Origin of the sequence: Aquibium microcysteis, from assembly GCF_014495845.1 — a bacterium.
Lineage (GTDB): Bacteria > Pseudomonadota > Alphaproteobacteria > Rhizobiales > Rhizobiaceae > Aquibium > Aquibium microcysteis.
The window spans coordinates 3,112,357-3,133,213 of sequence record NZ_CP061080.1 but is presented as its reverse complement, the minus strand read 5'-3'; the positions used below and the strand labels follow the sequence as shown (position 1 = coordinate 3,133,213).

Here is a 20,857-nt window from a genome sequence, read left to right as displayed (position 1 = left end):
GCCGTAGTTGGGGGGTGGAACTGGCACATCATCGCGCCGATAGCACTTGACAGTAACAGAGACCTGCGGGTCGCCATTTCGCGATTCGAAGAATCGAGGTAGGGTGTTTGCCGAACCGTTGGAGTTGTTATGCTCGCTCGCTCTCAGAGATCCGGGCCTTCAAGCCGATATCGTCCGCCTGTTTCGGTGCGGACTGACACCCTTCAGAATGTTCTGAGGGTGTTTGATCGTGCTGCCGGATCTGAACGGCAGTTCGATATGCTCCGGAACTATGGGGAGAGGGACATCTTCCTCTACTACGCCGGCGACCTCCACCTCCTCGCAAAGCGAGCAGTTTCAATCGTAGGCACTCGAGACGTGTCGGAGGAGGGGCGCCGCCGCGCGACCAGGCTCGCTCGTGAATTGGCGGATGCTGACGTGTTGGTGATGAGTGGCCTGGCCAAGGGCGTGGACCGTGCTGCTCATGAGGCGACCATTGCAGCTGGCGGATTCACTGCGGCGGTAATCGGCACGCCGTTGTCGAAGGCCTACCCGATCGAGAACAAATCACTTCAGGAAGAAATCTACTCGAACCACCTGTTGATCACTCCTTTTGCGGACGGAGAACCGGTTTACAAAGGCAACTTCCCGAAGCGAAACCGCGTCATGGCACTATTGAGTGACGCAACTGTGATCGTCGAAGCCTCGGACACATCGGGAACGCTCCACCAGGCAGCTGAATGCCAGCGTCAGGGGCGTTGGCTGTTCATCATGAGAGCGGTTGCCGAGAATCCTCGGCTAACTTGGCCGTCTAAGTTCTTGAGCCATCCCAAGACGAAAGTTCTTCGCTCGACCTTTGATATTATCGAAGCATTGGAACATGCCTGAGATAAGTGTCTCGACCCTCATTCGATACAAGACAGACCCTAGCGTCCAGAAAAATGAGGACGAATGGACGGCGATCCACGCGAAGAAAATCATCAAGGGGGAGCCCCTATCGGACCGTGCGCACTTCAGCTGGAAAGTTCGCGATGGACAAACCTACAGAATTGACGCTGCGACGCGATCCACCTTTGAGTCCGACATCTTTTCCCGCGTTGCGGAGCATATGGTCGCCGCGGGTTTAGGGGGCGCGACCATAGTCCCTGTTCCTAACGGTGACGGCGTCGTTGGCGAGCTGAATGAATTCCGCACGTTGCAGTTAGCGCAGGCCATCGCAGCGAGAAGCCCTCATCTTTCAGCGTTTGATGCCCTTCGGTGGCAAGAGCAAATGGGCAAGGCACACAGGAACGAGCGTCGCCGGAACGTGGAAACACATATCGGGATGCTACGTGTGAATCCCAAATCCCCCAAAGATGTAGTCGTCTTCGACGATGTCCTCACGTCCGGCTCGCAACTTTGTGCTGCCAAGATAAAGCTGGAGGATGCAGGCTTCAATGTGCTTGCGCTCTACGCCGTGTTCGATGTTCTCGACGATGGTGAGCGCGGAAGTCCCCCGGCTTGGCGACAGGTCACACGACATCTGGCACGGATGGCCGATTTTTTCGAAGGTATCGATATCCAGTTGACCTGACAACATCACACGACCTGCCCATTTTCCCCATTGGTTTGACGGGCTTCGAGCGCGTTTTTGGTGCATACTGCTGCTCATGTGCAACCTCTACAACATCTCCAAAGGGCCACAGGCCATCCTCGACTTCACGCGGGCGATGCGCAGCGCAGCCGGCAACCTTGCCCCCGGCAGCATCTATCCGAACTACCCGGCGCCCGTGGTGCGCGTCGGCGAGGACGGCGAGCGCGAGCTGGCGATGCTGCAGTGGGGAATGCCGTCGCCGCCGGCCTACGTGAAGGGCGCCGACCGCGGCGTTACGAACATTCGCAACGTCGGCTCGCCGCACTGGCGCCGTTGGCTCGGCGTTTCGAGCCGGTGCGTGGTGGCCGCGACTTCCTTCGCCGAGCCGAGCCCTACTAAGGACGAGAACGGCCGCACGCCGAACGTCTGGTTCGCGATCGATGAGAGCCGGCCGCTGTTCTTCTTCGCCGGGATCTGGACGCGGTGGCACGGCGTCCGAAAGGTGAAGGACGGGCCCGGCGATTTCGACCTGTTCGGATTCCTGACGACCGCGCCGAATGCTGTCGTGAAGCCAGTGCATCCGAAGGCGATGCCGGCTATCCTTACGACGACCGTAGAAATGGAGACCTGGCTCACCGCGCCATGGGAAGAAGCGAAAGAGCTGCAACGGCCGCTTGCCGATGAGCTACTGATGATCGTGCCGAAGCCGGAGGCAGTCGATGGAGCCTGAAGATCGGCTGGCCGATGTACGGTTCAGAAGCCGTCGCGCGTTCTTCGCGGGGATCGCGACTGCCATAGCCGTGTTTGTCGCAATCTGGTTCGGGGTCATGTAGCACCAAGACGCTGGTCTTTCTCCACTTAGCGCGAACGATTGCGTTGTGGGGAAGGGGGCGGGTCGGTATTGGTCGATCCCGCTACGAAAGCCGCTCTTAACAGGTTGCAGGACCTCAGCAAATTGTAACCGAAACGACCATTAAAGGCCTCGTACAAAGTCTAGGAATTTCTCGCGACTTTGACACTAAAGGCTTAATGGCTCCACGCTCCTGGTCACTATCCAGTCCTCTTCATTGTATCGCTCGTAGATAAACATCTTTTCCCCGACTGCGTCCGAAATTTTCTGGCACAAACGCAATACTACTTCTTCTTCATTGTCTTCCATTAGTCTCGTGAGCGTCATGCCTTCATCTGTAATGATTCTAACGGGAATTTGAGGAGTTTCGTCAAAAACTTCGATGGGATGAGCCGAATGGCCCGTTTCCGCATGTGGGAGGCGGCCTAACGATACTGAAGCTGGAAAGCCCAACCCAAATCTATTGAAGAGCATAGTCCATACTTTTATACCACTAATGTCGCTGATCAGGGTAAATTTTCTTACTTGTCCAAATATAGATGGGACTATTAATCCGCTAGCCTCAAGTGCAGACCACTTATTCCACCCAACATTTTTGTTGAGGCAGATGGGAATTACAAATGCCGCACGATGCTCATTTAGCTCAGCAAAGGTAGCGGCTTCAAATGCGTCGATTTCATTAACTATCCTAAGAAATCTCGGGGTGACCGATCCCGGCTCCCGTATTTCTGATGCGAGTATCCGCGCCCACTTCTCTCGCAAATCTTCTGTGGACGCATCTTCAGCAAATCGCTCAAATGGGTTGAGAAAGCTTTCGTCTAACCGCAGATTTCCGTTAGCCGCCTGCGCGTCCGAAGGCGGCCGCGCGCGCAATTCGTCTATTGCTTTAGCGAGGACTCCATCCTTGTTTGCCTGGCGATTCAGGATGGATTGAAAATGCGCTTCAATGGCCCGATCTACAAGTGAGGGATCCTCGTTAATCTTCTTCAGTGCTATCTCAGTAACTTTTTCCAGCATCCTAGCGCGACTATCTGCCAACGTGCGCGCCTGGTTATTTCTTGCCTCAATAGGAGTATTTAGCAGATCAATTATATTCCCACCTAATCGGTCGACGGCCGCAATAAAGCGGCTCTTTGCACTTGCCTTCAGACCGCTTCCTGTAATCTCCGCCGACACGGAGGTTTCAGTGTCGAGATGATCTTTTCCAGCCATCCAAGTCGAGCCAATTGGAAGAGAGAGTAACGAGAAATAAATCAGCCATGTCGATACAGAAAGTCTCCACGGCTAAAGAGCCCCGGCCTTCCGAAAGTCTATATTACTCCTGAAGCTACGCAAAGACTTCACCTTTGGCCGCTCCGTGTAGGGCCGACCTAGGGAGTTTCGCGCGGGCTCGCCTTCACGTCAACCTCCAGACGGTTGCCCCGCCGAGCGAGCTAGGAATATATGCTCCTGCGGCGATGGTCTCAGCCGAAAGGAGAATCGCCTTGGAAAGCCAGTTCTACAGCCTCGGTTTCGTGGTGTACGAGATCGATCCCCACACCCATGACGACATCGGCATCGTTGCCTTCGGGCGGAATGCGCTCGTCGCGCAGGCCGCGTTCACGGCTGCGCTGGAGCGGATGCCGCGATCGATGCTGATGATCCGGCATCGTGCGAGGATTATCCACACGGGCGTGGGGGAGGCGCTGAGGCGGGACGGAGATTACCGACCTGCTTAAGCGGTGGAGCTGCCATCTGCGCAAGGCAGTCCGAGCTGCGGCGTGTTGGACCGTCAGGCGGCGAGGCTTATCGTCTCGCCGAAGGGTGGGGTGAGGCTGTCGAAATCCTTGGTGCGGCCCTGCACGCCCCACAGCACCGGCATCGGCGGTTCGTCGCCGAAGTCGCAGACGTACATGTCGGTGAAGTAGATGCAGGCCCGGGCATCCGGGAACCTCTCGGTGATGGTGCGGAAGGTATCCGAGAAGGCGGTGCCGCCGCCGCCGGCAGCGTTGAGCACCAGCTCGTCGCCGGTCTCGAACTCCTCGATGTGCGCCACCGCCGAGTCGGCGTAGATCACGGTGATCCTGTCGACCGCGCCCTCCTCGTAGGCGCCGCGGATCTCGGCGGCGAACTCGGACAGGATCTTCTGGTCGATCGAGCCAGACGTGTCGACGGCGATGACGATGTGGGAGATGCCGTCGCTGATGTCGCCCGGCATGATGTGGCCGAGCGGCAGGAAGCGTCGGTTCGGCTTCGCCCAGGAGAAATCCCGGGTGGATGCGTCGTCGACGAAGCGCCGCAGCACGGCGCGCCAGTCGATCTTGGGCTTCAGCAGCTGGTCGATGATGCGCTGGATGCCGGCCGGCAGCACGCCGGCCTGCGTCGCCTTGGCGATCGCCGCCGCCTGCCGCACCTGCGCCTGCATCTCGGCCCGGGCCTCTGCGAGCGCCGCCTCGTCATAGGCAGGGGCCGCGTCGAGCACACCGCCGCACCCGCCGGGGTCGATGCCCTGGCCACCGGCGCCGGGCGCGCCGCCGCCGCCGGACTCCTGCTCCTCCTCGAGGAGGCGATAGATTTCCTCGGCGCCGAGCCCGGTGAAGCGGGCGTCGAGCAGGCCCATCGCCGGCATCTTGCCGACCTTCGTCGCCACGAGCTCGCCGTTGATGGCGTAGTCGCAGGCCACGTTGAACAGGCGGTGGTCGCGGTGCTGGCGCCGGGTGTGGTGTTCGAAGGCGTTGTGCAGCACCTCGTGTGCCAGAACGAACATCAGCTCGGCGCGGTTGAGCTTGCCGACGAAGGCGCGGTCGAAGTAGAGCCGCTTGCCGTCGGTCGCCATCGTGTCGATCCGAGGGTCGTCGGTCGCGTCGACCAACTGCAGCTGGCAGGCGAGCGCCCCGAAGAAGGGCTGGTCCCACAACAGGCCGGTGCGGGCGGAGAGGATCTTGTCTTCGGCGTTCATGTGTCGCTTCCTTTCGGCAGTAGGATGGATTTGCGGATGCACAGGGCGGCTGCTTTGGGCGGCAGTGCATGGCGAAGGGCCTCGCAGACATCGTCTCCGACAGCGATCCGTCGTGGCTGCTTGCCTGCCCGCCTTTCCACGATCGTTGCGATGAACTTGCGGGGCGCCACCAAGTAGACGAGGCGGTAGTGCCAGACCCGCCGGCTGCGCGCGTCCTTCGGATGGAACCTCCAGACCAGATGACGGTGGAGCTGCCGCACCGAGAAGTTCTGGCGGACGAACTCGGGAGTCATGGCGCGCGCCGTGCCTCATGCAAGGATGCCCTGGCGCAGGCGGCAAGCGCTTCGGGAGGAAGGCGGGAGCGCAGGTAGCGGACCATGCCGGCGGACACCTTGACCTGGCGTCGCTTCTTGCGCTTCGACACCCTGCGGACCGCGTGAACGATAAAGCAGCGGTCGCTCGGCTTGAACAGCAGGCAGAACTTGCGCTGCGTGACCGGACCACCGCCGTGGCGGACCACCGCCGTGGCGTAGAAATCCCAGGCCAGAGCGATGTTGCGCGGCAGGTTTGGTTCGAACCTGATGCGGCTGTCGAGGATCTGAATACGGTCCATGGTTACCTCTGGAGGATGGCGGCCGCCGTGCACATGGCGAAATGTTCGGGCCGCAGTTTCTTGCGCAGGATGTCGGTGACCCTGCCTGTTTCGATCGGGCTTTCGTCGAGGAAGGCGTCCTTGTGGACGACCTCGGCCTTGCTGATGTCGGGGATGACCTTGCGTCCCTTGGCGCCGACGTCGCCGATCGGGATGGAGTGGATGCCGAAGGCGCGCAGGTTGACGTCGAACCGCAGCACCCACATCGCCATCGAATGGTCGGCGCGGATGCCGAAGAAGTGGAAGTCGATATGGCGCTGCGACTTGCCTCCGGAGTCGATGGGATGGAATGGCCCGAAGACCTTGCGAATGCCGCTCATCGTGACCTCCGGTAGGTGATGGCGCTGGCCGCCGCCGCGGCGACGTGCTCAGGCGACAGCTTGCTTCTCAGGATGTCTGTGACGCGGGCGCCTTCGACCAGCTCGCCGCGCTGCAGTTCCGGCAGGCTGAACAGATCGCGCTCGGCCAGCCGGTCGGCGTCTGCTCTGGCGCTGCCGGACGTGTGCGCCTTGACCGAGAAGCGGCGGCTGTCGGAGAAAAAGCGCAGGGTGTAGCCGCGGATGCTGCCGTCCATCAGCATGGCCGAGAACATCCACTTCATGCCCCACGCCTTCTTCTCGGTTCGGGACGGGCCCCACACCGCCTTGAACCTAACCACTCCTGCCTCCCGTGATGGACAGCGCCGTGATCTCGGCGATGTCCTTCTCGGGCAGCATCGCCCGCAGCGCCGTGGCCGTGCTGCCCTTGGGCAGCATGGACCGCAGCACTGCGAGCGGGCGATAGAAGCGAGCGAGGTCTGCAGCGTGGGCCTGATCCCACTCGCTGAGCGTGAACGTGTACGCCGTGAAGGTGCGGGTCAGCAGCGAGAAGCACAGGTACCAGCGGCGGATCTCGCCGTTGGCTGCCAGCCCGACGAACTCCCACTTACACACCGTCACACGCCGGTCGGGGTACACGCCTTCGTCGCTCTGCTTGTACCCGATCGGCCCGGCGATCCAGTGGACTGCCGCCCTAGCCAAGGACCACGTCCTGATTGCGGGTGGACCAGTCGGTGAAGGTCTGCGTGTGCGAGAAGCCGGGGTCGCGGCGAACCGCGTCGACGGCGAACACGATCTGGAACTCGCGCGCCGGGATGCGCATGACATAGGTCATGGCGTTCTCGAAGGTCTGTGCCGTGACCTTGCGGGCGAGGCCCGTGGCGATGGCGAAGCGCGCGGCCGGCGCCTCGGGAACCGGCGCGCTGTGCGGGTTGGCCAGGACCAGGTCGAGGCTCGGCAGATCCTTGTAGAGCCGGATGAAGCCTTCGATCTCGCCGGCCGCGCCGTCACCGACGAGGCCGCTGATCAGCTGCATCCGCAGCGGCGAGGGCACGTCGACCACCTTGGCCACCTGCTCCCATGCCCGGGGGGTCGGGAAGGCGCGCAGGTCCGACCCGTCCATCATGTGCAGCATGGCCGGGCGGAAGCGCAGGAAGGCCACGACCATGGGCGACAGGCCGATCGCGTTGAAGTGCTCGGCCGTGGTGTCGATGTCCGGATCGACGTCGATGTGAGCGAAGCGGTTGGCCAGCGCCGAGGGCATGCGCTGTGCCGCGGCGCGGTCCGCCTGCCGGTTGCCCGCCGCCAGCACGCGCCAGCCCTTGGGCAGGACATAGTCGCCGACGCGGCGGTCAAGAACCAGGCCGAAGCACGCTGCCTGCATGGAGGGGGCGGCGGCGTTGAGCTCGTCGAGCAGGAGGATGCCTTCGGCGCCGTCGCGGTCGGCCTGCGGGAACTCGTCCGGCACCTTCCAGCGCGCGGTGTCGCCGGAGATGTCGGGCAGGCCCATGAGGGCGACCGGGTCGCGGGTCGAGGCCCGGAAGTCGATCGTCTTCCAGCTGCGGGAGCCGGCGATCTGCTTGACGATCGAGGACTTGCCGACGCCGGGCGCGCCCCACAGGAAGGCCGGGATGTCGGCGTCGATGTAGGCGGTGAGGGCGGTGGCCGCGGACTTGAGGTTCATGATGGTCTCCGTTGATGCATGGTTGCAGGGGTCGGCGGTGCGCTGGGGATGCGCACCGCCTATCGAAAGGGTGGGGTTGTGATGGTTACATGCCGCCTCCTGTGTCCGTTGATGGGCGGGTGGAAGCGGCGATCAGAATTCGACGTAACCGGGGCCGTAGCAGTCCCGGCATTCGAGCCGATCGAAGTCGTAGCCGCGGTCGGCGGCATAGCGCAGCATGAACAGCTGCCCGCGGAGGAGCCGCACCAGCCGGAGCAAGCGCGTCGGAGACGGCTTGGCGTCCAGCTTGTCGATGTCGGTGATGCGCCCGCACTTGGCGCAGGTGCAGAGGTCGGTCATGCGAGGAAGTCCGACACCTGCGCCAGGATCTGCTCGGCGGTGGCGGCCACGTCCTTGCGCTTGCCGGCATCCTCGCGCAGGACCGCCGCGTCCCACACGGCCAGCGGCTGGAGCTTGGCGGCCATGGCGGTCAGCGCCGGGTCGCCGGTGATGTTGAGCGCCGGCAGGATGGCGATCAGGTCGCGGACGTTCTCTACGAGGCTGTCGCGGAACACGCCCTCGGACCGCTCGCCCTTCTTCGACGCGGGCTTGTAGGCGTTGAGCCTGTCGACCATGCGCTCGGTGACGTCGGCGACGCGGCGGTAGATGTCCTTCACGGCGGCCGTCGTGGCGTCGCTCACCTGGCGCTCGATGTCGGCCCGGATGTGCGCGGCCTGCGCCTCGGACATGGACACCCGGAAGTCGTCCGACGTTGGCACGGGCAGGACCGTGCACGCCATCGAGAACTTGCCGCGCAGCTGGTCGACGGTCGGGTAGTCCTCAGCCTTGAACATGCCGTTGAGGCGGACGCGGGCGGACTGGACGTAGCCGGGATAGGCGCGGATGAAGTCGTCGACCGCGGCGTCGAACTTGCGGCGCTGGCCGTTGAGCCAGGACATGTGCGCCATGTAAGCGTCGGCGGCCATGATGCGCCCGCCATTGTCGATCCACGGCAGGGTGCGCTTCAGGAACTCGGTGCGCGTCTCGCTCACCACCTTCACGATGGGGTCGAGGGCTTCCTTCGGCAGCAGCAGCTTGTTGTAGCGGCCGGCATCGGCGGCGGCGTTGTGCTGGTTGTTGACCTCGTCGGTGATCTCCCGATCGAGGCGCCGCCCCGACCACTGCGAGATGGACAGCGACACGATCATCGCCCGGGTGGCGAGGGTCGAGGAGGAGGAGGCGGCGGCGATGGAGGTGATGGCGTTCATGGTTCAGGTCTCCGTGGGTTGCATGCTTGCGGGGTTGAGGCGGTCAGATGCCGCCGAGCTTCGCCCAGACGAATGCCAGGACGAGGAAGATGAAGGCGGTCAGGATGTGGGTGCCTTCCTTTTCGACAGGCACCCTGTCCAGCCCGACACGGGCCAGACCGTGGATGCCGATGCCGAAGAAGAGGGCGGCGAGGAAATAGGCGATGGCGTTGGCGATCATGGGGGTCTCCATGGATTGCAGTTTTGAGGGGGGATGCGACACGACGTTGCGAATCGCGTCGGGAGAATTCAGCTGGAGAGCCTCCGCATCTGCCGGCGAAACCCGTTGGCTGAAACGCCGCCTCTGCCGAGAGCCTCGAACTTCAGGCCTAGGCGGATGCGGCGTGCGTCGAGCAGCCAACCCCGGTAGTGCGCCCAGGTCCATCCGTGCCCGGTGCGCCTCATGTTCATCCACATGGCGCGGGACGCTGCCGCGGCATTGAGGCATTCGATCGCGAGCCTCCGATCGAGGTGGTTCAAGCGGTGGGGCACTGAGATGTCTCCGTAGTCGCTGATCTGCGAGGAAGCTCGCCGGTGAGGGCGAGGCGGATCACGTCGGCGCGGTCCTGATCCGGGAGAAGTGACGGCGCCAGTTCGGCCACCGTTCCCCAATTGAAGCGGGCGCTTGGATAGGGCGCGAGGATATCCGGCACGCGGAACTGTTCGAAATTGCTCTGTCTTGCGGGCATCGGACCGGGCAACCGCCGGTCACGAAAGGGCCGTGGTCGATGGGTGGGCTTCAGGGTGCGCGGATGAAAACGCACCTCGTACCGGATCACCTGGCCCCGATCAGTGACGAGGGCGAACCAGAACTTGAGGCAGCGATTGACGATCTGGCGGGCGTAGGGGCCGTAAAGCGTACCAGTCAGATTGGAGGCCGCCCGCCTGTCAGCCATGGCAGACCAGCCCCTCGGCGCGGGCGCCGAGCACGATGTCTTCGAGGAAGCGGTGTTCGATCGGGACGGTATCGCCCTCGCCGAGACGTTCGCCAGGGTCAAGCAGGCGCTCGGCTATCCAGATCTCGCCGCGCAGGGTGACAGCCGTGCAGGTGACGATTGATCCGAGATTTTGGAATTGCAGGTCGGGCGCACGGGTGCGCATGCGGGTCTCCATTGGTGCATGATTGCGGGAGGGGAGGTGGCGAGCACGGTTGCGGGGCGGGCGCGCTCGCTGACGGTCCCGCCGGGCGGTTACGTGGCGGTCTCCTTCGTTGACGGCCACGAGCGGGCGTTTTCGTCCGTCGAGGCACCAAGTTGCCGTGCCATCGGGCGGGGGATTGCGCCGCCGGTGGTGCTCCGGGCGGCGGGGAGGGTGTCAGGACTTGCGGGCCTTCATTCCTTCGTTGGCTTCGCGCAGGATGCGGCAGACCTCGTCCTTGAGCTCCTGATGCGTCGGCTCGCGGCCAAGTCGCGCGGCGAGCTTGTTCGCGATCGTGTCGGGGTTCGGGTTGTGCCAGGTCACGGTGACGATGAGGGACATCGCGCTCACCACGCCAGTTCGCACGAAAGGACCATGGCAGCGGGCTCCGGCGACGGCTCGCCGGGCGCGGGAACGTGGCCCTCGCCGGCGGGCTGGAGATAGTCGGCGAGGATCGCGCCGGCATAGGGCGCAATGCCGTGCGCGAGGTTGTCGGTGCAGGTGAGGGCGTCGATGCGGTTGGCCAGCAGATGCACGACGGGACCGTGCTCGGTGTAGGCGGTGGCCAGCAGCGCGAAGCTCGGCGCCGTGGGGAACTCGATCGGCTCGCCGGTGCAGGCTTCGATGTTGCCGTCGGTGGGGAAGTCGCGCGCCAGTTCGCAGGCGAGCGAGTCGCGGTCGAGCGGGGACGCCTTGACGGGGCGGGAGACGGTGCCGGCGGCGAGCATGGCCAGCGACAGAGCGAGGAGGGCGGTTTTCATCGGGCGAGACTCCGGGCGGCGCGCAGGGCGGGCAGGTCGGGCGTGGGGAACCGCACCTCGGCCGGCATGGTGAAGGACGGGACGGCGGGCGCACCGATCGGGCGATAGGAGCGCGAGACCGACCACGACACGGTGAGGCGGCCGATCTTGACGAAGTGCAGCCCGCCGACCTTGCGGGTCGACACGTTGAGCCAGGCGGGGATCACTGGACGGACTCCAGGATGCGGACACGGGACAGGCGGGCGCGCTGTGCTTCGGCCGTCCGCAGGAACTCGCGGATCTCGCGGCGGAACAGGCGGGCCTGCCGCTGGCGCGGCGTCTCGAAGTGCGGGTGGTGGAACGGTGCCGGCGCGGCGGCCGGATGCTGGACGGATTCCGAGCGTGGCATTGCGTGATCTCCATTTTTCGCATGATTGCGGTGTTCGGCGTGAAGCCGCGAAAAAGCGCGCTTGCGCCCTTGCGAAGTCTCACGCGGTGGAAGGCGGGCGGCTAGCGCCGTCCGCCCTCAATCACCCGTAGCGGGCTACGTGCTCAGGCCGCCTGCGCGACCGGCTCGACCGTCTCGACCATGGCCGCGACCGGGGCGGCCTTGCCCTTGCCGCCCTTGATGACACGGGGCGCGGCGGGCTTATCGGCGACCGGTGCCGGCGCCTTGTACATCTGGACGAAATTGGCCAGCGCGCGGGCGAAGGCCTTGTCCTCATGCGAGGTGTCGGCGCCTTCGATCGCCTTTTTCGCCAGCGACTCGACCCGGTCCATGAGCGCGGACGTCGTCTTCGCCGCACCCTTCGCCCGCTGGAACTCTGCCGGAGACACGTCCATCGCCTTCGCCATGTCGGATGCCTTGCCCTTGGCATAGGCGAAGGCCATGGCGTCGCGGTTAAAGGTCACCTTGCCGAAGGCGGTGAACCAGTTCTTCAGCGACGCCTGATAGTTGGTCGGCATGGCCTGAAACAGCTGGGTGCAGTAGACCGGATCGTGATGATCCTCCACGTGCTGCAGCGCCGAAAACGCCAGCTGATGCATGTCCGCCGAGAACGTCGCGGCACGCTTGCCGAACCCGGCGACCTTGGCTTTGAGAGCCTTACCGGTCAGAACTTCGAACTTTGCCATTTCCCAATCTCCTGTTTTGGCATGATTGCCGGTGAAGCGAATTGCTTCCCAAACGGCACGCCGCGACGTGCCGTTGAAGCTGCAATTCAGTATTCGCCATACAACTGGCCACATTCGATCCAGACGTGGAACGTGCCGAGATAGCCGTCGTCCAGTCTGGCGATCTCGACCATCACGACCGGTTCGCCTTCTGGATCGAAGTCCGCCGGTCCGGTCAGTTCGAAGGCCGAACCGTGCTGCTTTAGCGTCGCGGCCGCATAGGCCTTTGCCGTCTCAATCGTAAGCATGCGAGTCCCTTTCCATTGCACAAGAAAGCCGGTCGAAACCGGCTTGCCGCTGCAATGTCAGGAAACCGCCGCGACGATGGCCGCGACGGTTTCAATTCGATTGGTTTTGGTTGTTCGAAACGCCCGTGCCTGTATCGGTTGCGGGTCGCAGCACTGAAGCGATTTTCTCGCCTTGCCGAGTATCTTTCCGCCAGTCTTTCCGACCCGGAACCTTCATCGATGCAAGTGTTTTGCCGTCCGCACCTTGCCGCGCGTCCTTCCCCTAACCCGGCCTTTGTCATGGCCGGTAAATACTCCCGCATTTGGGTTGCCCTATTCGTGACCGCGTACCGCGTTTCCCCTTGCCGTCTATTCCAGCCCGCCACCTTGTCCCGGTCGAAACCGAAAGCTTGTGGCAACCTTCCTAGGGCAAGGCGCCTAACCGTCATCTGCGATATCAAAGAACCCGAAACCGACTCTGACCCGGCCCCGTCCCGAACCGCCGAAGCGCTTCGTTGACGTTGAAAATACGCAAAAAACGTATTTGCGCAAGAGGAAGGCCGAAGATTTTTCACCATAGGAAGCTAACTATCTGATCTTGTTGCAAAAAAATCTACGTAGAATGCGTATATGCAGGAGCGCTCAAGGGTCGTTGTGTGTCGTCGTCCACTCATTTTTCCCGCCACCTTCGTACGCGCTTTCGCCGGAGAAGATGCGGAGGCGCGCCACGGGCATGGGAGTTTTCGGCGTTGACATCGCGTGCGGCGCGAGTCACTCATGGCGCCAGAAGACGGATTGCGATTCGCAGTCGTCGAATCATTCCCCCGCTAGTGCTTATCTTTGCCGCCCGCCGTGCACCCGCCCGGCGGGCGTTTGCATACTGCGGCAAGCCCACAGCTTGCACCCATCCCGCGACTCTTGCCGTCCGCCGCTTGGCTTCCCGGTCCGCAGGCGCAACCCGCCGCCCCGCCATCCTGTCCGCCCCTGTCACCGTGAAGGGAAGGGAAGCGAAGGCGAGCGGGAGTAGGGCAGGCCTGCCCGCCTCGACCCTCCCGCCGGTCGACCTGCCGCCGTCCAGCCTCCTTGTCCGTCCGCCTGAAGCGGGAGGGGAAGCGAGAGCCGTACACGCTCGACCTGTCCGCCGCCCGCCCGCCGCCGCCCGGCTCGACCGATCCGCCGCCCCGTCACGTCATGACAACCGGGAGCGGAAGGCAGTAAGGGAAGCGCGAGCGGGAGCGAAGGCGGGAGCCGGACAGGCTCGACCTGCCGCCCCCATTGCCCGCCCGCCCATCCGCCCGCCGCCCGGCTCGACCCCGCCGCCCGGCTCGACCCGCTCGACCCGCCCAGTGCCGATCGATCAAAAAGCCATTCAATTCAATGGCTTGCGTGCGGTCCGCTCCCGCCGGTCGAGCCGGTATGCCCGCCCGTCGGATGACGGCAGACGCGAAAAACTAAGCAAAATCAGATGGTTGACCGTGAAACATCCGTGAAACATACGGGTCCTTCCCGAGAGGGGGGTCCTCCGCGGGGCGGCGGCAGCGCAGCCTTTGAGAGGGTCCGGTCGGTTTTATTCACCGGTTCCGATTCCGAAATGCCTGGGAGCGCGTTCGCACGCAGCACCCGGGACAGAGGCCCCTGCGATCTGGCAGGCGGCCTCCCGATCGAGGCGGCCAGGGGAACGGGACATCCCTTGGTCGCCTCTCGGTTCTCGGGAAAAAAATTCCGCAGACTGGCACGCGTCGATAGAAATCGTTTTGCTCAAACTGCGGTGGATGGTGGCAATCTGGAGAATGAAATTCTGAAACAGGCAGGAGGGCGCCCATGCGCATCGTGAGAAGCGGCACGAACCTGCACCTGATCATGAAATTCCAAGGCGTCTCGAAGGTGATGGCGACGCACCAGGGGCGCATGGAACTGCACCGAGGCGTGATCGACGCCGGCCGCAGGGTGAAGACCAAGGTGCAGCGCGCGGTGAAGAACCAGATGGCGCTTAAGCCTGGCAACTACAGCAGCTACGTGGTCGCCGGCACCCGCGGCGTGCCGAAGAAGGCGGACCTGAGCTACGAGATCTACGGCATCAAGGGCGGGTCGAAGATCGAGAACTACAAGGGGCTCAGCGCCCTGAAGAGCGGCGGCCGCCCGGCGATCCAGCTGAATGCCGGCCGGACGGCGTTCGACACCGGCGTCGTGAAGTCGGGCGTCTGGAACAACCCTCGCGTCTTCAAGCGGTCGTTCGTCGGAACGAACGGCGGCTTCTACGCGCTGCGGCCGGCATCGGCGGGGACATCCGGCCGCGCGCCGAAGGCATTCTGGACCTTCGGCCGCAAGGTCGGGCAGCCGCGCACCGGTGACGGCAAGTTCGCGCCGTCTGGCGCCCGGTACGGCAAGGTCCGCACGCTGTTCGGTCCTTCGCTGATGAAGGAAATCCCGAAGGACGATTCGCTCGCCATCTTCCTGGCCGAGGGGCCGAAGCTCCTCGAGATCCACGTCGGGAAGCGTCTCACCAAGCTGATGAGGTTCTGATGGCCAAGGCCAGCAAGGCGCCGCCGAGGAAGGCGGCCAAGTCGAAGACGCCGCTCGCCGACACGCTGGCATCCACCCAGGACATGGCGGCGGTGCTCGGCGTGACGCCGCGGTGGCTGAGCAAGATGGTGACCGACGGCATCGTGCCCCAGGTCTCGCGCGGCCGGTTCAAGCTGGGCGAGGTGGTGCAGGCCTATTCGGTGTTCCTGAAGCAGGGCGCCGAGAAGAACAAGGGCTCGATCAGCCTCGATCGCCTGCGCGACGAGAAGGCCAAGGAGATCCAGCTCAACAGGCTGCGGAAGGACCGGGCGCTGATCGACCTCGACGAGGCGCTTGGCGTCATCGACCAGGTCACGGGCATGTTCGTGTCGTCGCTCAACGGGCTACCCGCGCAAATCACAGGAGTGCCGCGAGAACGGCAGAGGTTGGATGGCATCTTCGACACCGAGCGCCAGCGGCTCGCCGATCGTTTCGCCGAAAAGCGCGAAGCTCTACGGACGGGTGGTGCAGCTCTTGACCCCGAGAGCGAGGACGACGCCGCCTGAGTGGGCGAAGAAGAACCGCTCGTATCCGAGCACGGCCGGCCGGCCCGGTCCCCGCAACCCGCACCTGACCCCGTACATGGTGCCGTTCCAGCTGGCGGTGCATGGCCGGACGCACAAGCGGTGCGTGATGGTCGTGTCGGCGCAGTCCGGCAAGACGGAATCGATCCTCGACATTCTCGGTGAGCGCCTGGACACGTCCCCGGTCCCGACGCTCTTCATCGGTCCCTCGAAACAGATGCTCACCGAGCAGCTGGAGCCGCGCATCGACGAGTTGCTGACCAGCACGTCGCTGCGGTCGCTGATGGCTCCGGACTACCTGCAGAAGAAGACCCGCAAGTTCGTCAACGGCGTCCCCTTGCGCCTGGCGCACGGCGGATCCTCGACGGCGCTGAAGTCGGATCCCGCCGGCCTGGTGCTGACCGACGAGGCCGACGAGCTGATGTCCAACGTCCGCGGCGCCGGCAGCCCGATCGTCCTGGGCGACGCCCGCGGCGATTCCTATGCCGACTTCGTGCACGCGATCACGTCGACGCCGAGCGAGGGGGTGGCGGAAGTGGAGAAAGATCCGGAGACCGGGCTCGAGTTCTGGGCCGACAGCGATCCGCAGGAAATCCAGTCCACCATTTGGCGGCTTTGGCTCACGGGCACCCGGTATCATTGGGCGTGGCCGTGCCCGGAGTGCGAGGAGTATTTCATCCCGCGCTTCGCCTGCCTCGGCTGGGAGAAGCCCCGGGATGCCGGCGGACGGGAGCTGCCGTCCAACCCGGTGCTGGCCAAGCGCACCGCCTATGTCGCCTGCCCGAACTGCGGCTCGCTGCTCCACGACACCGACGTGGTCGACGGCTCGACCGAGACGGTGAAGGAGTGGATGAACAACCGCGGCGTCTACGTGGCGCCCGGACAGTCGATCGACAAGGACGGCACGGTGCGCGGTCTGCCGCCGGAGAGCTGGACGCTCAGCTATTGGGTGTCCGGGCTGTGCTCGCCCTTCGTGTCATGGGGCGAACGCGCCGCACGGTACGTCGAAGCGGTCCGGTCGGGCAGCGCCGACGACATCAAGGCGGCCAAGAACCAGGGCTTCGGCGAGCTCTACGCGCCCGCCACCGGCGACCTGCCGGAGTGGTCGGCGATCGTCGACCTGAAGCTGCCCTACCTGCGGATGGAGCTGCCCGACGGCGTCCTGTTCATCACCGCCGGTGTCGACGTGCAGGCCGATCGCCTGGTCTACGTCGTTCGCGGCTGGGGCTATCGGCAGGAAAGCTGGCTCCTCGACCACGGCGAGATCTGGGGCGAGACGGAGTACGAGGGGGTCTGGTTCGATCTGGCCGACTACCTCGAGCAGAAGTTCGGCGGCATGCACATCAAGCGCGTGTTCGTCGACTCCGGCTTCCGCCCTGGAAAGCCTGACACCGTGCCGGTGCACATGGTCTACGAGTTCTGCCGCCGGTACTCGCGCGTCGCCTATGCCACGAAGGGCAAGGACCAGCGCAAGACGCCGCTGTCGGTCTCGAAGATCGACGTCACCGCCCGCGGCGGCAAGTCGAGGTACGGCCTCGACCTGGTGCATCTGGACTCGGACTTCTTCAAGTCGTGGGTGCACCAGCGGGTCTCATGGCCCGTCGGCGAGCCCGGCGCCTGGCACCTGCACCAGGAGGTCGACGAAGACTACTGCCGGCAGATCGTCTCGGAAGTCCGGGTGAAGAAGCCGAACGGCAAGGTGTCGTGGGTGCCGCGCACCAAGCGGAACCACTACCTCGACGCCGAAGCCCTGGCCTATGCCGCAGCCTACATGCTCGGCGTGCAGCGCCTGGTGAGCCGCCGGGACGAGCGCCCCGGCTCGAGCAACGAACCCGCAGACGACGAGGAGGACGACGGCCCCGAGCCGCCGCCCGATCGGCCGGCGCCGCAACCGAAGCAGACGATCGCCAAGCAGTCGGTCGCGTCATCCCTGGCGCGGCTCAACCGGAGACGAGGAGAGGCGCTGTGAGCAGCCTGAAGGCGATCTACACGGAAGACGAGCTCCGGGAACTCCTGAGGGAGGCCCGGCTCGCCTACCACGTCCTCACGACGCGCGGCACCGTCCAGGAGGTCAGGACTGAGGACCGGCTCACCCGCTTCCACCCCACGGAATCGGGTTCCCTGTTGAGCTGGATCCAGGAGCTGGAGAGCGCGCTCGGCATCCTGAAACGCGGACGGTCACGCACCGTCTATTTCTGAGAGGTCTCATGAAGACGCCGACAATCATTGACCGGCATGGCAACCCCATGCTGAGCGCGAGGTCTCGTGCCTTCACGGGAGCATCCGCCAGCCATCCGGATCTCGCCCGGTGGACGCCGCGGAACTACTCCCCGGCCGAAGCCATCCACGGCAGCCGGCCGGCGCTCGTGTCGCGCATCCACGACCTGGCGCGCAACGACGGCTGGGCATCTGCCTCGCTGGCGCGCAACATCGATTCGGCGATCGGCGCCGGCTGGCGCCTGTCTGCCAAGCCGAACGCCCGCCGGCTCGGCATCGAGCAGTCGGCCGCCGACGACCTGGCGGACGAGATCGAGGCGGCGTTCGAGGAATATGCGGAGGACCCGCGCTTCTTCTGCGATCTCCAGCGCCGGCAGTATCTCGGCGGCCTGATCGCGCTCGGCTACCGCCACCGGCTCGCCGACGGCGAAGCCTTCGCGGTGCTGCACTGGAAGCCGGAACGGCTCTACGCGACCACGATCGAGATCATCCACCCCGACCGATGCATGACCCCCATGGGCCGCATCGAGGGACAGGGGGTCCGGTCCGGCGTCGAACTCGGGCCGCACGGCGAGCCGATCGGCTACCACTTTCTGGTGGCGCATCCCGGCGAGTCGCCGATGATGGCGGCGACGCTGACGCGGAAGACTGTCTACGTGCCAAGGGAGACCTCCTTCGGCCGGCCCATCGTGGTCCACGCCTTCGAGGCCGCGGAGGCAGGGCAGGTCAGGGGCGTTCCGCTCCTGGCGCCGGTGGTGAAGAAGCTGCGGATGCTCGGCCGCTACGACGAAGCGGAGCTGCAGGCTTCGGTTCTCAACGCGGTGCTCGCCGCCTTCATCACCACGCCCTACGACCAGGATCTCGTGGCCGGCGGCATCGGCAAGATCGACGAGCTGACCCCGCATCAGCAGATGCGGCTCGACATGTACGGCGAGGCGCCGATCAACCTCGACGGCGTCCAGCTCAACTTCCTGGCGCCCGGCGACAAGGCGGAGTTCCTGAACCCCCGGCACCCGAACTCGGTGTTCGAGCAGTTCGAACGCACCGCCCTGCGCAACGTCGCGTCGGCGGCGGGTCTGTCCTACGAGCAGCTGTCGATGGACTGGTCGCAGTCGAACTATTCGTCTGCCCGGGCCGCGCTGCTCGAGGTCTGGCGCGGCCTCACCGCCCGGAAGGACTACTTCGCCCGCACCTTCATGCAGCCGATCTACGGCGCCTGGCTGGAGGAGGCGATCGACCGGCGGGTGATCAAGATCCCGCGGGGCGCCCCGGCGTTCCGCGAGGCTGTCGGCGCTTGGACCAAGGCGAAGTGGATCGGCCCGGCCCGCGGCTGGGTGGATCCGGTGAAGGAGGCGAACGCCGCCGTCGCCCGGATCAAGTCCGGCCTGTCGTCCTACGAGCGCGAGTGCGCGGAGCAGGGCATCGATTACCAGGAGAACTTCCGACAGATCGCCCGCGAACGCGAGGAAATGAAGACGCTCGGCCTGACCTTCGAGGATGGCGGAGCACCGGAAGAGCGCGAGCCGCCGGAAGAGAGAAGGAGTGCCGCATGAGCACCGAAGGCCTGGCTTACGCCAGCGGTGAGCCGATCGAGTTCATGGCCGGCGACGACTACCAGTATGTGCGTGTCGCGCAGCATGTGTTCAACACGCCGCTGCTCGTCATGCCGGACGTCGCCGAGACGATCGGCGCCTACGTCCGATCCCGGATGGAGGGCGTGCGGCCGGAAGCGAACCGCTTCGCCGGCCGCCCGGTCATCGATCCGAACACCGGCGCATACCGCGGCTATCGTCGCGAGGGCCCGGTCGGGATCATCTCGATCACCGGCGAGCTGGTGAACCGCGGCGCCTGGCTCGGCGCCTCGTCCGGCCTGACCTCCTACGAGGGCATCCTCCAGCAGGTCAGGGCGGCGGCGTCCGACGGCGATGTCGAGACGATCCTGCTCGACATCAACTCGCCCGGTGGCGAGGCCTTCGGCATGTCGGACACCTCGCGGGGAATCCGGGAGGTAGCCGGCGGCAAGAAGATCGTGGCGGTCATCAACTCGATCGGCGCCAGCGCAGCCTACGGGCTCGCAACGTCGTCGAACGAGATCGTCGTCACGGAATCCGGCATCGCCGGCTCGATCGGCGTCGTCATGGTCCACTTCGACCAGTCGGAGCGCGCGGCCAAGGCCGGCGTGAAGGCGACGGTGATCACGAACTCCGACGGTCTGGACAAGGCGAGGGGGCACCCCTTCGCCCCCTGACCGAAGACGACATCGGCTTCATGCGGGCCAAGGCGGACAAGATCATGGACGGCTTCGTCAAGCTCGTCATGGACCACCGCCCGAACCTCACCAGCGAGGCGATCAGGGGCCAGCGTGCCCGCACCTTCATCGGAGAGGACGCTGTCGCTGCCGGCCTCGCCGATCGCGTCGGCACGTTCGACGCCGTTCTCCGGCAGCTCACCAGCGCCTCACAGCGCACAACCCCCTCGAGGAGGTATTCCATGTCGACCGAAACTCAGACGGACCCGAAGGCCAACGACGAGCCCAAGGGCATCCCCCAGGCAACGCACGACGCCGCCGTGAAGGCGGCCCGTGACGAGGGGTTCGCCGCCGGCAAGGCTGCGGGCCTGGAAGAGGGCAAGGCGCTCGGCGCCGAGGCCGCGAAGGCCGCCGGCATGACCGAGGCGACCACGCGCATCGCCGCCATCCTCGACCACGAGAACGCCAAGGGCCGCGCGCAGCTGGCTCGCCACCTGGCGTTCAAGACGTCGATGTCGCCGGAAGACGCCGCGGCCGCCATGGCTGTCGCTGCTCTCGACGGCAGCACGGGCGGTTCGCTCTATTCGCAGATGAAGAACGAGCCGGCCCCGGGCACCGGTGCGCCGCTGTCGACCACCAAGGATCAGCCGACCGACGCGCGGGAGCGCGGCAAGCTGATCGCCCTACAGGCCATGGGCAAGAAGTCGGCCTGACGGCCGGCTCCTCCCCGCAACTCTCATCGGAGCACCG

At 64.7% G+C, this 20,857-nt stretch carries 29 protein-coding genes; 11 read left to right on the top strand and 18 right to left on the bottom strand.

All coding sequences use genetic code 11. The features are described from left to right. The first annotated feature begins 219 nt into the window (after positions 1-219). From IAI54_RS14560 to IAI54_RS14550, 3 genes are all read left to right on the top strand, one after another. Positions 220-867 carry a DNA-processing protein DprA gene (locus IAI54_RS14560; RefSeq protein ID WP_235679054.1) on the top strand — a complete coding sequence of 216 codons (648 nt, stop codon included), beginning with the start codon at positions 220-222 and terminating at the stop codon, positions 865-867. Further along, on the top strand, positions 860-1,552 hold the full coding sequence (locus IAI54_RS14555) for a hypothetical protein (protein ID WP_187967890.1): 693 nt from the start codon (positions 860-862) through the stop codon (positions 1,550-1,552). The genes IAI54_RS14560 and IAI54_RS14555 overlap by 8 nt, the downstream gene beginning before the upstream one ends. Positions 1,553-1,628: 76 nt before the next feature. Then, positions 1,629-2,282, top strand: coding sequence for an SOS response-associated peptidase (locus IAI54_RS14550; RefSeq protein ID WP_187967889.1), 654 nt, complete (start codon positions 1,629-1,631; stop codon positions 2,280-2,282). 288 nt (positions 2,283-2,570) lie between these two features. Here IAI54_RS14550 and IAI54_RS14545 read toward each other — a convergent pair whose 3' ends face one another. Further along, positions 2,571-3,614 carry a DUF2806 domain-containing protein gene (locus IAI54_RS14545; RefSeq protein WP_187967888.1) on the bottom strand — a complete coding sequence of 348 codons (1,044 nt, stop codon included), beginning with the start codon at positions 3,612-3,614 and terminating at the stop codon, positions 2,571-2,573. A 272-nt stretch (positions 3,615-3,886) separates the two neighbouring features. On the opposite strand from IAI54_RS14545, the gene IAI54_RS14540 reads away from it, so the two are divergent. Further along, entirely contained in the window at positions 3,887-4,120 is a 234-nt protein-coding gene (locus IAI54_RS14540; RefSeq protein ID WP_187967887.1) for a hypothetical protein, read from the top strand. Positions 4,121-4,173: 53 nt separating this feature from the next. Here the strand turns inward: IAI54_RS14540 and IAI54_RS14535 are convergent, their stop codons facing one another. The 17 genes from IAI54_RS14535 to IAI54_RS14450 form a co-directional block, all read right to left on the bottom strand. After that, complete coding sequence (locus tag IAI54_RS14535) at positions 4,174-5,340, bottom strand: vWA domain-containing protein (RefSeq protein ID WP_187967886.1); 1,167 nt, start codon at positions 5,338-5,340, stop codon at positions 4,174-4,176. Positions 5,341-5,629: 289 nt separating this feature from the next. After that, positions 5,630-5,953, bottom strand: coding sequence for a hypothetical protein (locus IAI54_RS14525; protein WP_187967884.1), 324 nt, complete (start codon positions 5,951-5,953; stop codon positions 5,630-5,632). 2 nt (positions 5,954-5,955) lie between these two features. After that, a complete protein-coding gene (locus IAI54_RS14520; protein ID WP_187967883.1) occupies positions 5,956-6,312 on the bottom strand; it encodes a hypothetical protein in 357 nt (118 codons plus the stop codon). Continuing rightward, positions 6,309-6,650, bottom strand: coding sequence for a hypothetical protein (locus IAI54_RS14515; RefSeq protein ID WP_187967882.1), 342 nt, complete (start codon positions 6,648-6,650; stop codon positions 6,309-6,311). The genes IAI54_RS14520 and IAI54_RS14515 overlap by 4 nt, the downstream gene beginning before the upstream one ends. Then, positions 6,643-6,924 carry a hypothetical protein gene (locus tag IAI54_RS14510; RefSeq protein ID WP_187967881.1) on the bottom strand — a complete coding sequence of 94 codons (282 nt, stop codon included), beginning with the start codon at positions 6,922-6,924 and terminating at the stop codon, positions 6,643-6,645. The genes IAI54_RS14515 and IAI54_RS14510 overlap by 8 nt, the downstream gene beginning before the upstream one ends. Before the next feature lie 79 nt (positions 6,925-7,003). Then, positions 7,004-7,993 carry an AAA family ATPase gene (locus IAI54_RS14505; RefSeq protein ID WP_187967880.1) on the bottom strand — a complete coding sequence of 330 codons (990 nt, stop codon included), beginning with the start codon at positions 7,991-7,993 and terminating at the stop codon, positions 7,004-7,006. 132 nt (positions 7,994-8,125) lie between these two features. Next, on the bottom strand, positions 8,126-8,332 hold the full coding sequence (locus tag IAI54_RS14500; protein WP_187967879.1) for a hypothetical protein: 207 nt from the start codon (positions 8,330-8,332) through the stop codon (positions 8,126-8,128). Continuing rightward, positions 8,329-9,240: a hypothetical protein gene (locus tag IAI54_RS14495; protein ID WP_187967878.1), complete on the bottom strand. Its 912-nt coding sequence runs from the start codon at positions 9,238-9,240 to the stop codon at positions 8,329-8,331. Before IAI54_RS14495 ends, IAI54_RS14500 begins: the two co-directional genes overlap by 4 nt. A gap of 43 nt (positions 9,241-9,283) precedes the next feature. Beyond that, positions 9,284-9,460: a hypothetical protein gene (locus IAI54_RS14490; protein WP_187967877.1), complete on the bottom strand. Its 177-nt coding sequence runs from the start codon at positions 9,458-9,460 to the stop codon at positions 9,284-9,286. 295 nt (positions 9,461-9,755) lie between these two features. Then, entirely contained in the window at positions 9,756-10,175 is a 420-nt protein-coding gene (locus tag IAI54_RS14485) for a hypothetical protein (RefSeq protein ID WP_187967876.1), read from the bottom strand. Further along, the gene (locus IAI54_RS14480; RefSeq protein ID WP_187967875.1) at positions 10,168-10,380 is read right to left on the bottom strand and encodes a hypothetical protein; all 213 of its coding nucleotides are present in this window, start codon (positions 10,378-10,380) and stop codon (positions 10,168-10,170) included. The genes IAI54_RS14485 and IAI54_RS14480 overlap by 8 nt, the downstream gene beginning before the upstream one ends. Before the next feature lie 213 nt (positions 10,381-10,593). After that, complete coding sequence (locus IAI54_RS14475) at positions 10,594-10,758, bottom strand: hypothetical protein (protein ID WP_187967874.1); 165 nt, start codon at positions 10,756-10,758, stop codon at positions 10,594-10,596. Between the two features lie 5 nt (positions 10,759-10,763). Beyond that, the gene (locus tag IAI54_RS14470; RefSeq protein ID WP_187967873.1) at positions 10,764-11,177 is read right to left on the bottom strand and encodes a hypothetical protein; all 414 of its coding nucleotides are present in this window, start codon (positions 11,175-11,177) and stop codon (positions 10,764-10,766) included. Next, positions 11,174-11,383, bottom strand: a complete 210-nt coding sequence (locus tag IAI54_RS14465; protein WP_187967872.1) for a hypothetical protein — start codon at positions 11,381-11,383, stop codon at positions 11,174-11,176. Before IAI54_RS14465 ends, IAI54_RS14470 begins: the two co-directional genes overlap by 4 nt. After that, complete coding sequence (locus IAI54_RS14460) at positions 11,380-11,565, bottom strand: hypothetical protein (RefSeq protein WP_187967871.1); 186 nt, start codon at positions 11,563-11,565, stop codon at positions 11,380-11,382. Before IAI54_RS14460 ends, IAI54_RS14465 begins: the two co-directional genes overlap by 4 nt. A gap of 143 nt (positions 11,566-11,708) precedes the next feature. Then, on the bottom strand, positions 11,709-12,290 hold the full coding sequence (locus IAI54_RS14455) for a hypothetical protein (RefSeq protein ID WP_210321128.1): 582 nt from the start codon (positions 12,288-12,290) through the stop codon (positions 11,709-11,711). 86 nt (positions 12,291-12,376) lie between these two features. Next, positions 12,377-12,577 carry a hypothetical protein gene (locus IAI54_RS14450; protein WP_187967869.1) on the bottom strand — a complete coding sequence of 67 codons (201 nt, stop codon included), beginning with the start codon at positions 12,575-12,577 and terminating at the stop codon, positions 12,377-12,379. Between the two features lie 1,800 nt (positions 12,578-14,377). Between IAI54_RS14450 and IAI54_RS14445 the strand changes: the two genes are divergently transcribed. Genes IAI54_RS14445 through IAI54_RS14415 form a run of 7 tightly spaced genes read left to right on the top strand, consistent with a single transcriptional unit; the run spans position 14,378 to position 20,820 of the window. Beyond that, a complete protein-coding gene (locus tag IAI54_RS14445; RefSeq protein ID WP_187967868.1) occupies positions 14,378-15,079 on the top strand; it encodes a hypothetical protein in 702 nt (233 codons plus the stop codon). Beyond that, positions 15,079-15,624 (top strand): hypothetical protein, encoded by a 546-nt coding sequence (locus IAI54_RS14440; RefSeq protein ID WP_187967867.1) that lies wholly within the window; start codon positions 15,079-15,081, stop codon positions 15,622-15,624. Before IAI54_RS14445 ends, IAI54_RS14440 begins: the two co-directional genes overlap by 1 nt. Then, positions 15,584-17,611, top strand: coding sequence for a terminase gpA endonuclease subunit (locus tag IAI54_RS14435; RefSeq protein WP_420838226.1), 2,028 nt, complete (start codon positions 15,584-15,586; stop codon positions 17,609-17,611). Before IAI54_RS14440 ends, IAI54_RS14435 begins: the two co-directional genes overlap by 41 nt. Further along, complete coding sequence (gene gpW, locus IAI54_RS14430) at positions 17,608-17,841, top strand: gpW family head-tail joining protein (RefSeq protein ID WP_187967865.1); 234 nt, start codon at positions 17,608-17,610, stop codon at positions 17,839-17,841. The genes IAI54_RS14435 and gpW overlap by 4 nt, the downstream gene beginning before the upstream one ends. An 8-nt stretch (positions 17,842-17,849) precedes the next feature. After that, complete coding sequence (locus IAI54_RS14425; protein WP_187967864.1) at positions 17,850-19,412, top strand: phage portal protein; 1,563 nt, start codon at positions 17,850-17,852, stop codon at positions 19,410-19,412. Then, the gene (locus tag IAI54_RS29140) at positions 19,409-20,107 is read left to right on the top strand and encodes a S49 family peptidase (RefSeq protein WP_187967863.1); all 699 of its coding nucleotides are present in this window, start codon (positions 19,409-19,411) and stop codon (positions 20,105-20,107) included. Before IAI54_RS14425 ends, IAI54_RS29140 begins: the two co-directional genes overlap by 4 nt. Before the next feature lie 20 nt (positions 20,108-20,127). Then, on the top strand, positions 20,128-20,820 hold the full coding sequence (locus tag IAI54_RS14415) for a Clp protease/crotonase-like domain-containing protein (protein ID WP_187967862.1): 693 nt from the start codon (positions 20,128-20,130) through the stop codon (positions 20,818-20,820). Positions 20,821-20,857 lie beyond the last annotated feature (37 nt).

Bases quoted from the DNA above. Each gene is read 5' to 3' on its own strand.
- IAI54_RS14555 (WP_187967890.1), top strand. From the start codon at position 860: ATGCCTGAGATAAGTGTCTCGACCCTCATTCGATACAAGACAGACCCT.
- IAI54_RS14550 (WP_187967889.1), top strand. From the start codon at position 1,629: ATGTGCAACCTCTACAACATCTCCAAAGGGCCACAGGCCATCCTCGAC.
- IAI54_RS14545 (WP_187967888.1), bottom strand. From the start codon at position 3,614: ATGGCTGGAAAAGATCATCTCGACACTGAAACCTCCGTGTCGGCGGAG.
- IAI54_RS14535 (WP_187967886.1), bottom strand. From the start codon at position 5,340: ATGAACGCCGAAGACAAGATCCTCTCCGCCCGCACCGGCCTGTTGTGG.
- IAI54_RS14525 (WP_187967884.1), bottom strand. From the start codon at position 5,953: ATGGACCGTATTCAGATCCTCGACAGCCGCATCAGGTTCGAACCAAAC.
- IAI54_RS14520 (WP_187967883.1), bottom strand. From the start codon at position 6,312: ATGAGCGGCATTCGCAAGGTCTTCGGGCCATTCCATCCCATCGACTCC.
- IAI54_RS14505 (WP_187967880.1), bottom strand. From the start codon at position 7,993: ATGAACCTCAAGTCCGCGGCCACCGCCCTCACCGCCTACATCGACGCC.
- IAI54_RS14500 (WP_187967879.1), bottom strand. From the start codon at position 8,332: ATGACCGACCTCTGCACCTGCGCCAAGTGCGGGCGCATCACCGACATC.
- IAI54_RS14495 (WP_187967878.1), bottom strand. From the start codon at position 9,240: ATGAACGCCATCACCTCCATCGCCGCCGCCTCCTCCTCCTCGACCCTC.
- IAI54_RS14490 (WP_187967877.1), bottom strand. From the start codon at position 9,460: ATGATCGCCAACGCCATCGCCTATTTCCTCGCCGCCCTCTTCTTCGGC.
- IAI54_RS14485 (WP_187967876.1), bottom strand. From the start codon at position 10,175: ATGGCTGACAGGCGGGCGGCCTCCAATCTGACTGGTACGCTTTACGGC.
- IAI54_RS14480 (WP_187967875.1), bottom strand. From the start codon at position 10,380: ATGCGCACCCGTGCGCCCGACCTGCAATTCCAAAATCTCGGATCAATC.
- IAI54_RS14475 (WP_187967874.1), bottom strand. From the start codon at position 10,758: ATGTCCCTCATCGTCACCGTGACCTGGCACAACCCGAACCCCGACACG.
- IAI54_RS14470 (WP_187967873.1), bottom strand. From the start codon at position 11,177: ATGAAAACCGCCCTCCTCGCTCTGTCGCTGGCCATGCTCGCCGCCGGC.
- IAI54_RS14460 (WP_187967871.1), bottom strand. From the start codon at position 11,565: ATGCCACGCTCGGAATCCGTCCAGCATCCGGCCGCCGCGCCGGCACCG.
- IAI54_RS14455 (WP_210321128.1), bottom strand. From the start codon at position 12,290: ATGGCAAAGTTCGAAGTTCTGACCGGTAAGGCTCTCAAAGCCAAGGTC.
- IAI54_RS14450 (WP_187967869.1), bottom strand. From the start codon at position 12,577: ATGCTTACGATTGAGACGGCAAAGGCCTATGCGGCCGCGACGCTAAAG.
- IAI54_RS14445 (WP_187967868.1), top strand. From the start codon at position 14,378: ATGCGCATCGTGAGAAGCGGCACGAACCTGCACCTGATCATGAAATTC.
- IAI54_RS14440 (WP_187967867.1), top strand. From the start codon at position 15,079: ATGGCCAAGGCCAGCAAGGCGCCGCCGAGGAAGGCGGCCAAGTCGAAG.
- IAI54_RS14425 (WP_187967864.1), top strand. From the start codon at position 17,850: ATGAAGACGCCGACAATCATTGACCGGCATGGCAACCCCATGCTGAGC.
- IAI54_RS29140 (WP_187967863.1), top strand. From the start codon at position 19,409: ATGAGCACCGAAGGCCTGGCTTACGCCAGCGGTGAGCCGATCGAGTTC.
- IAI54_RS14415 (WP_187967862.1), top strand. From the start codon at position 20,128: ATGCGGGCCAAGGCGGACAAGATCATGGACGGCTTCGTCAAGCTCGTC.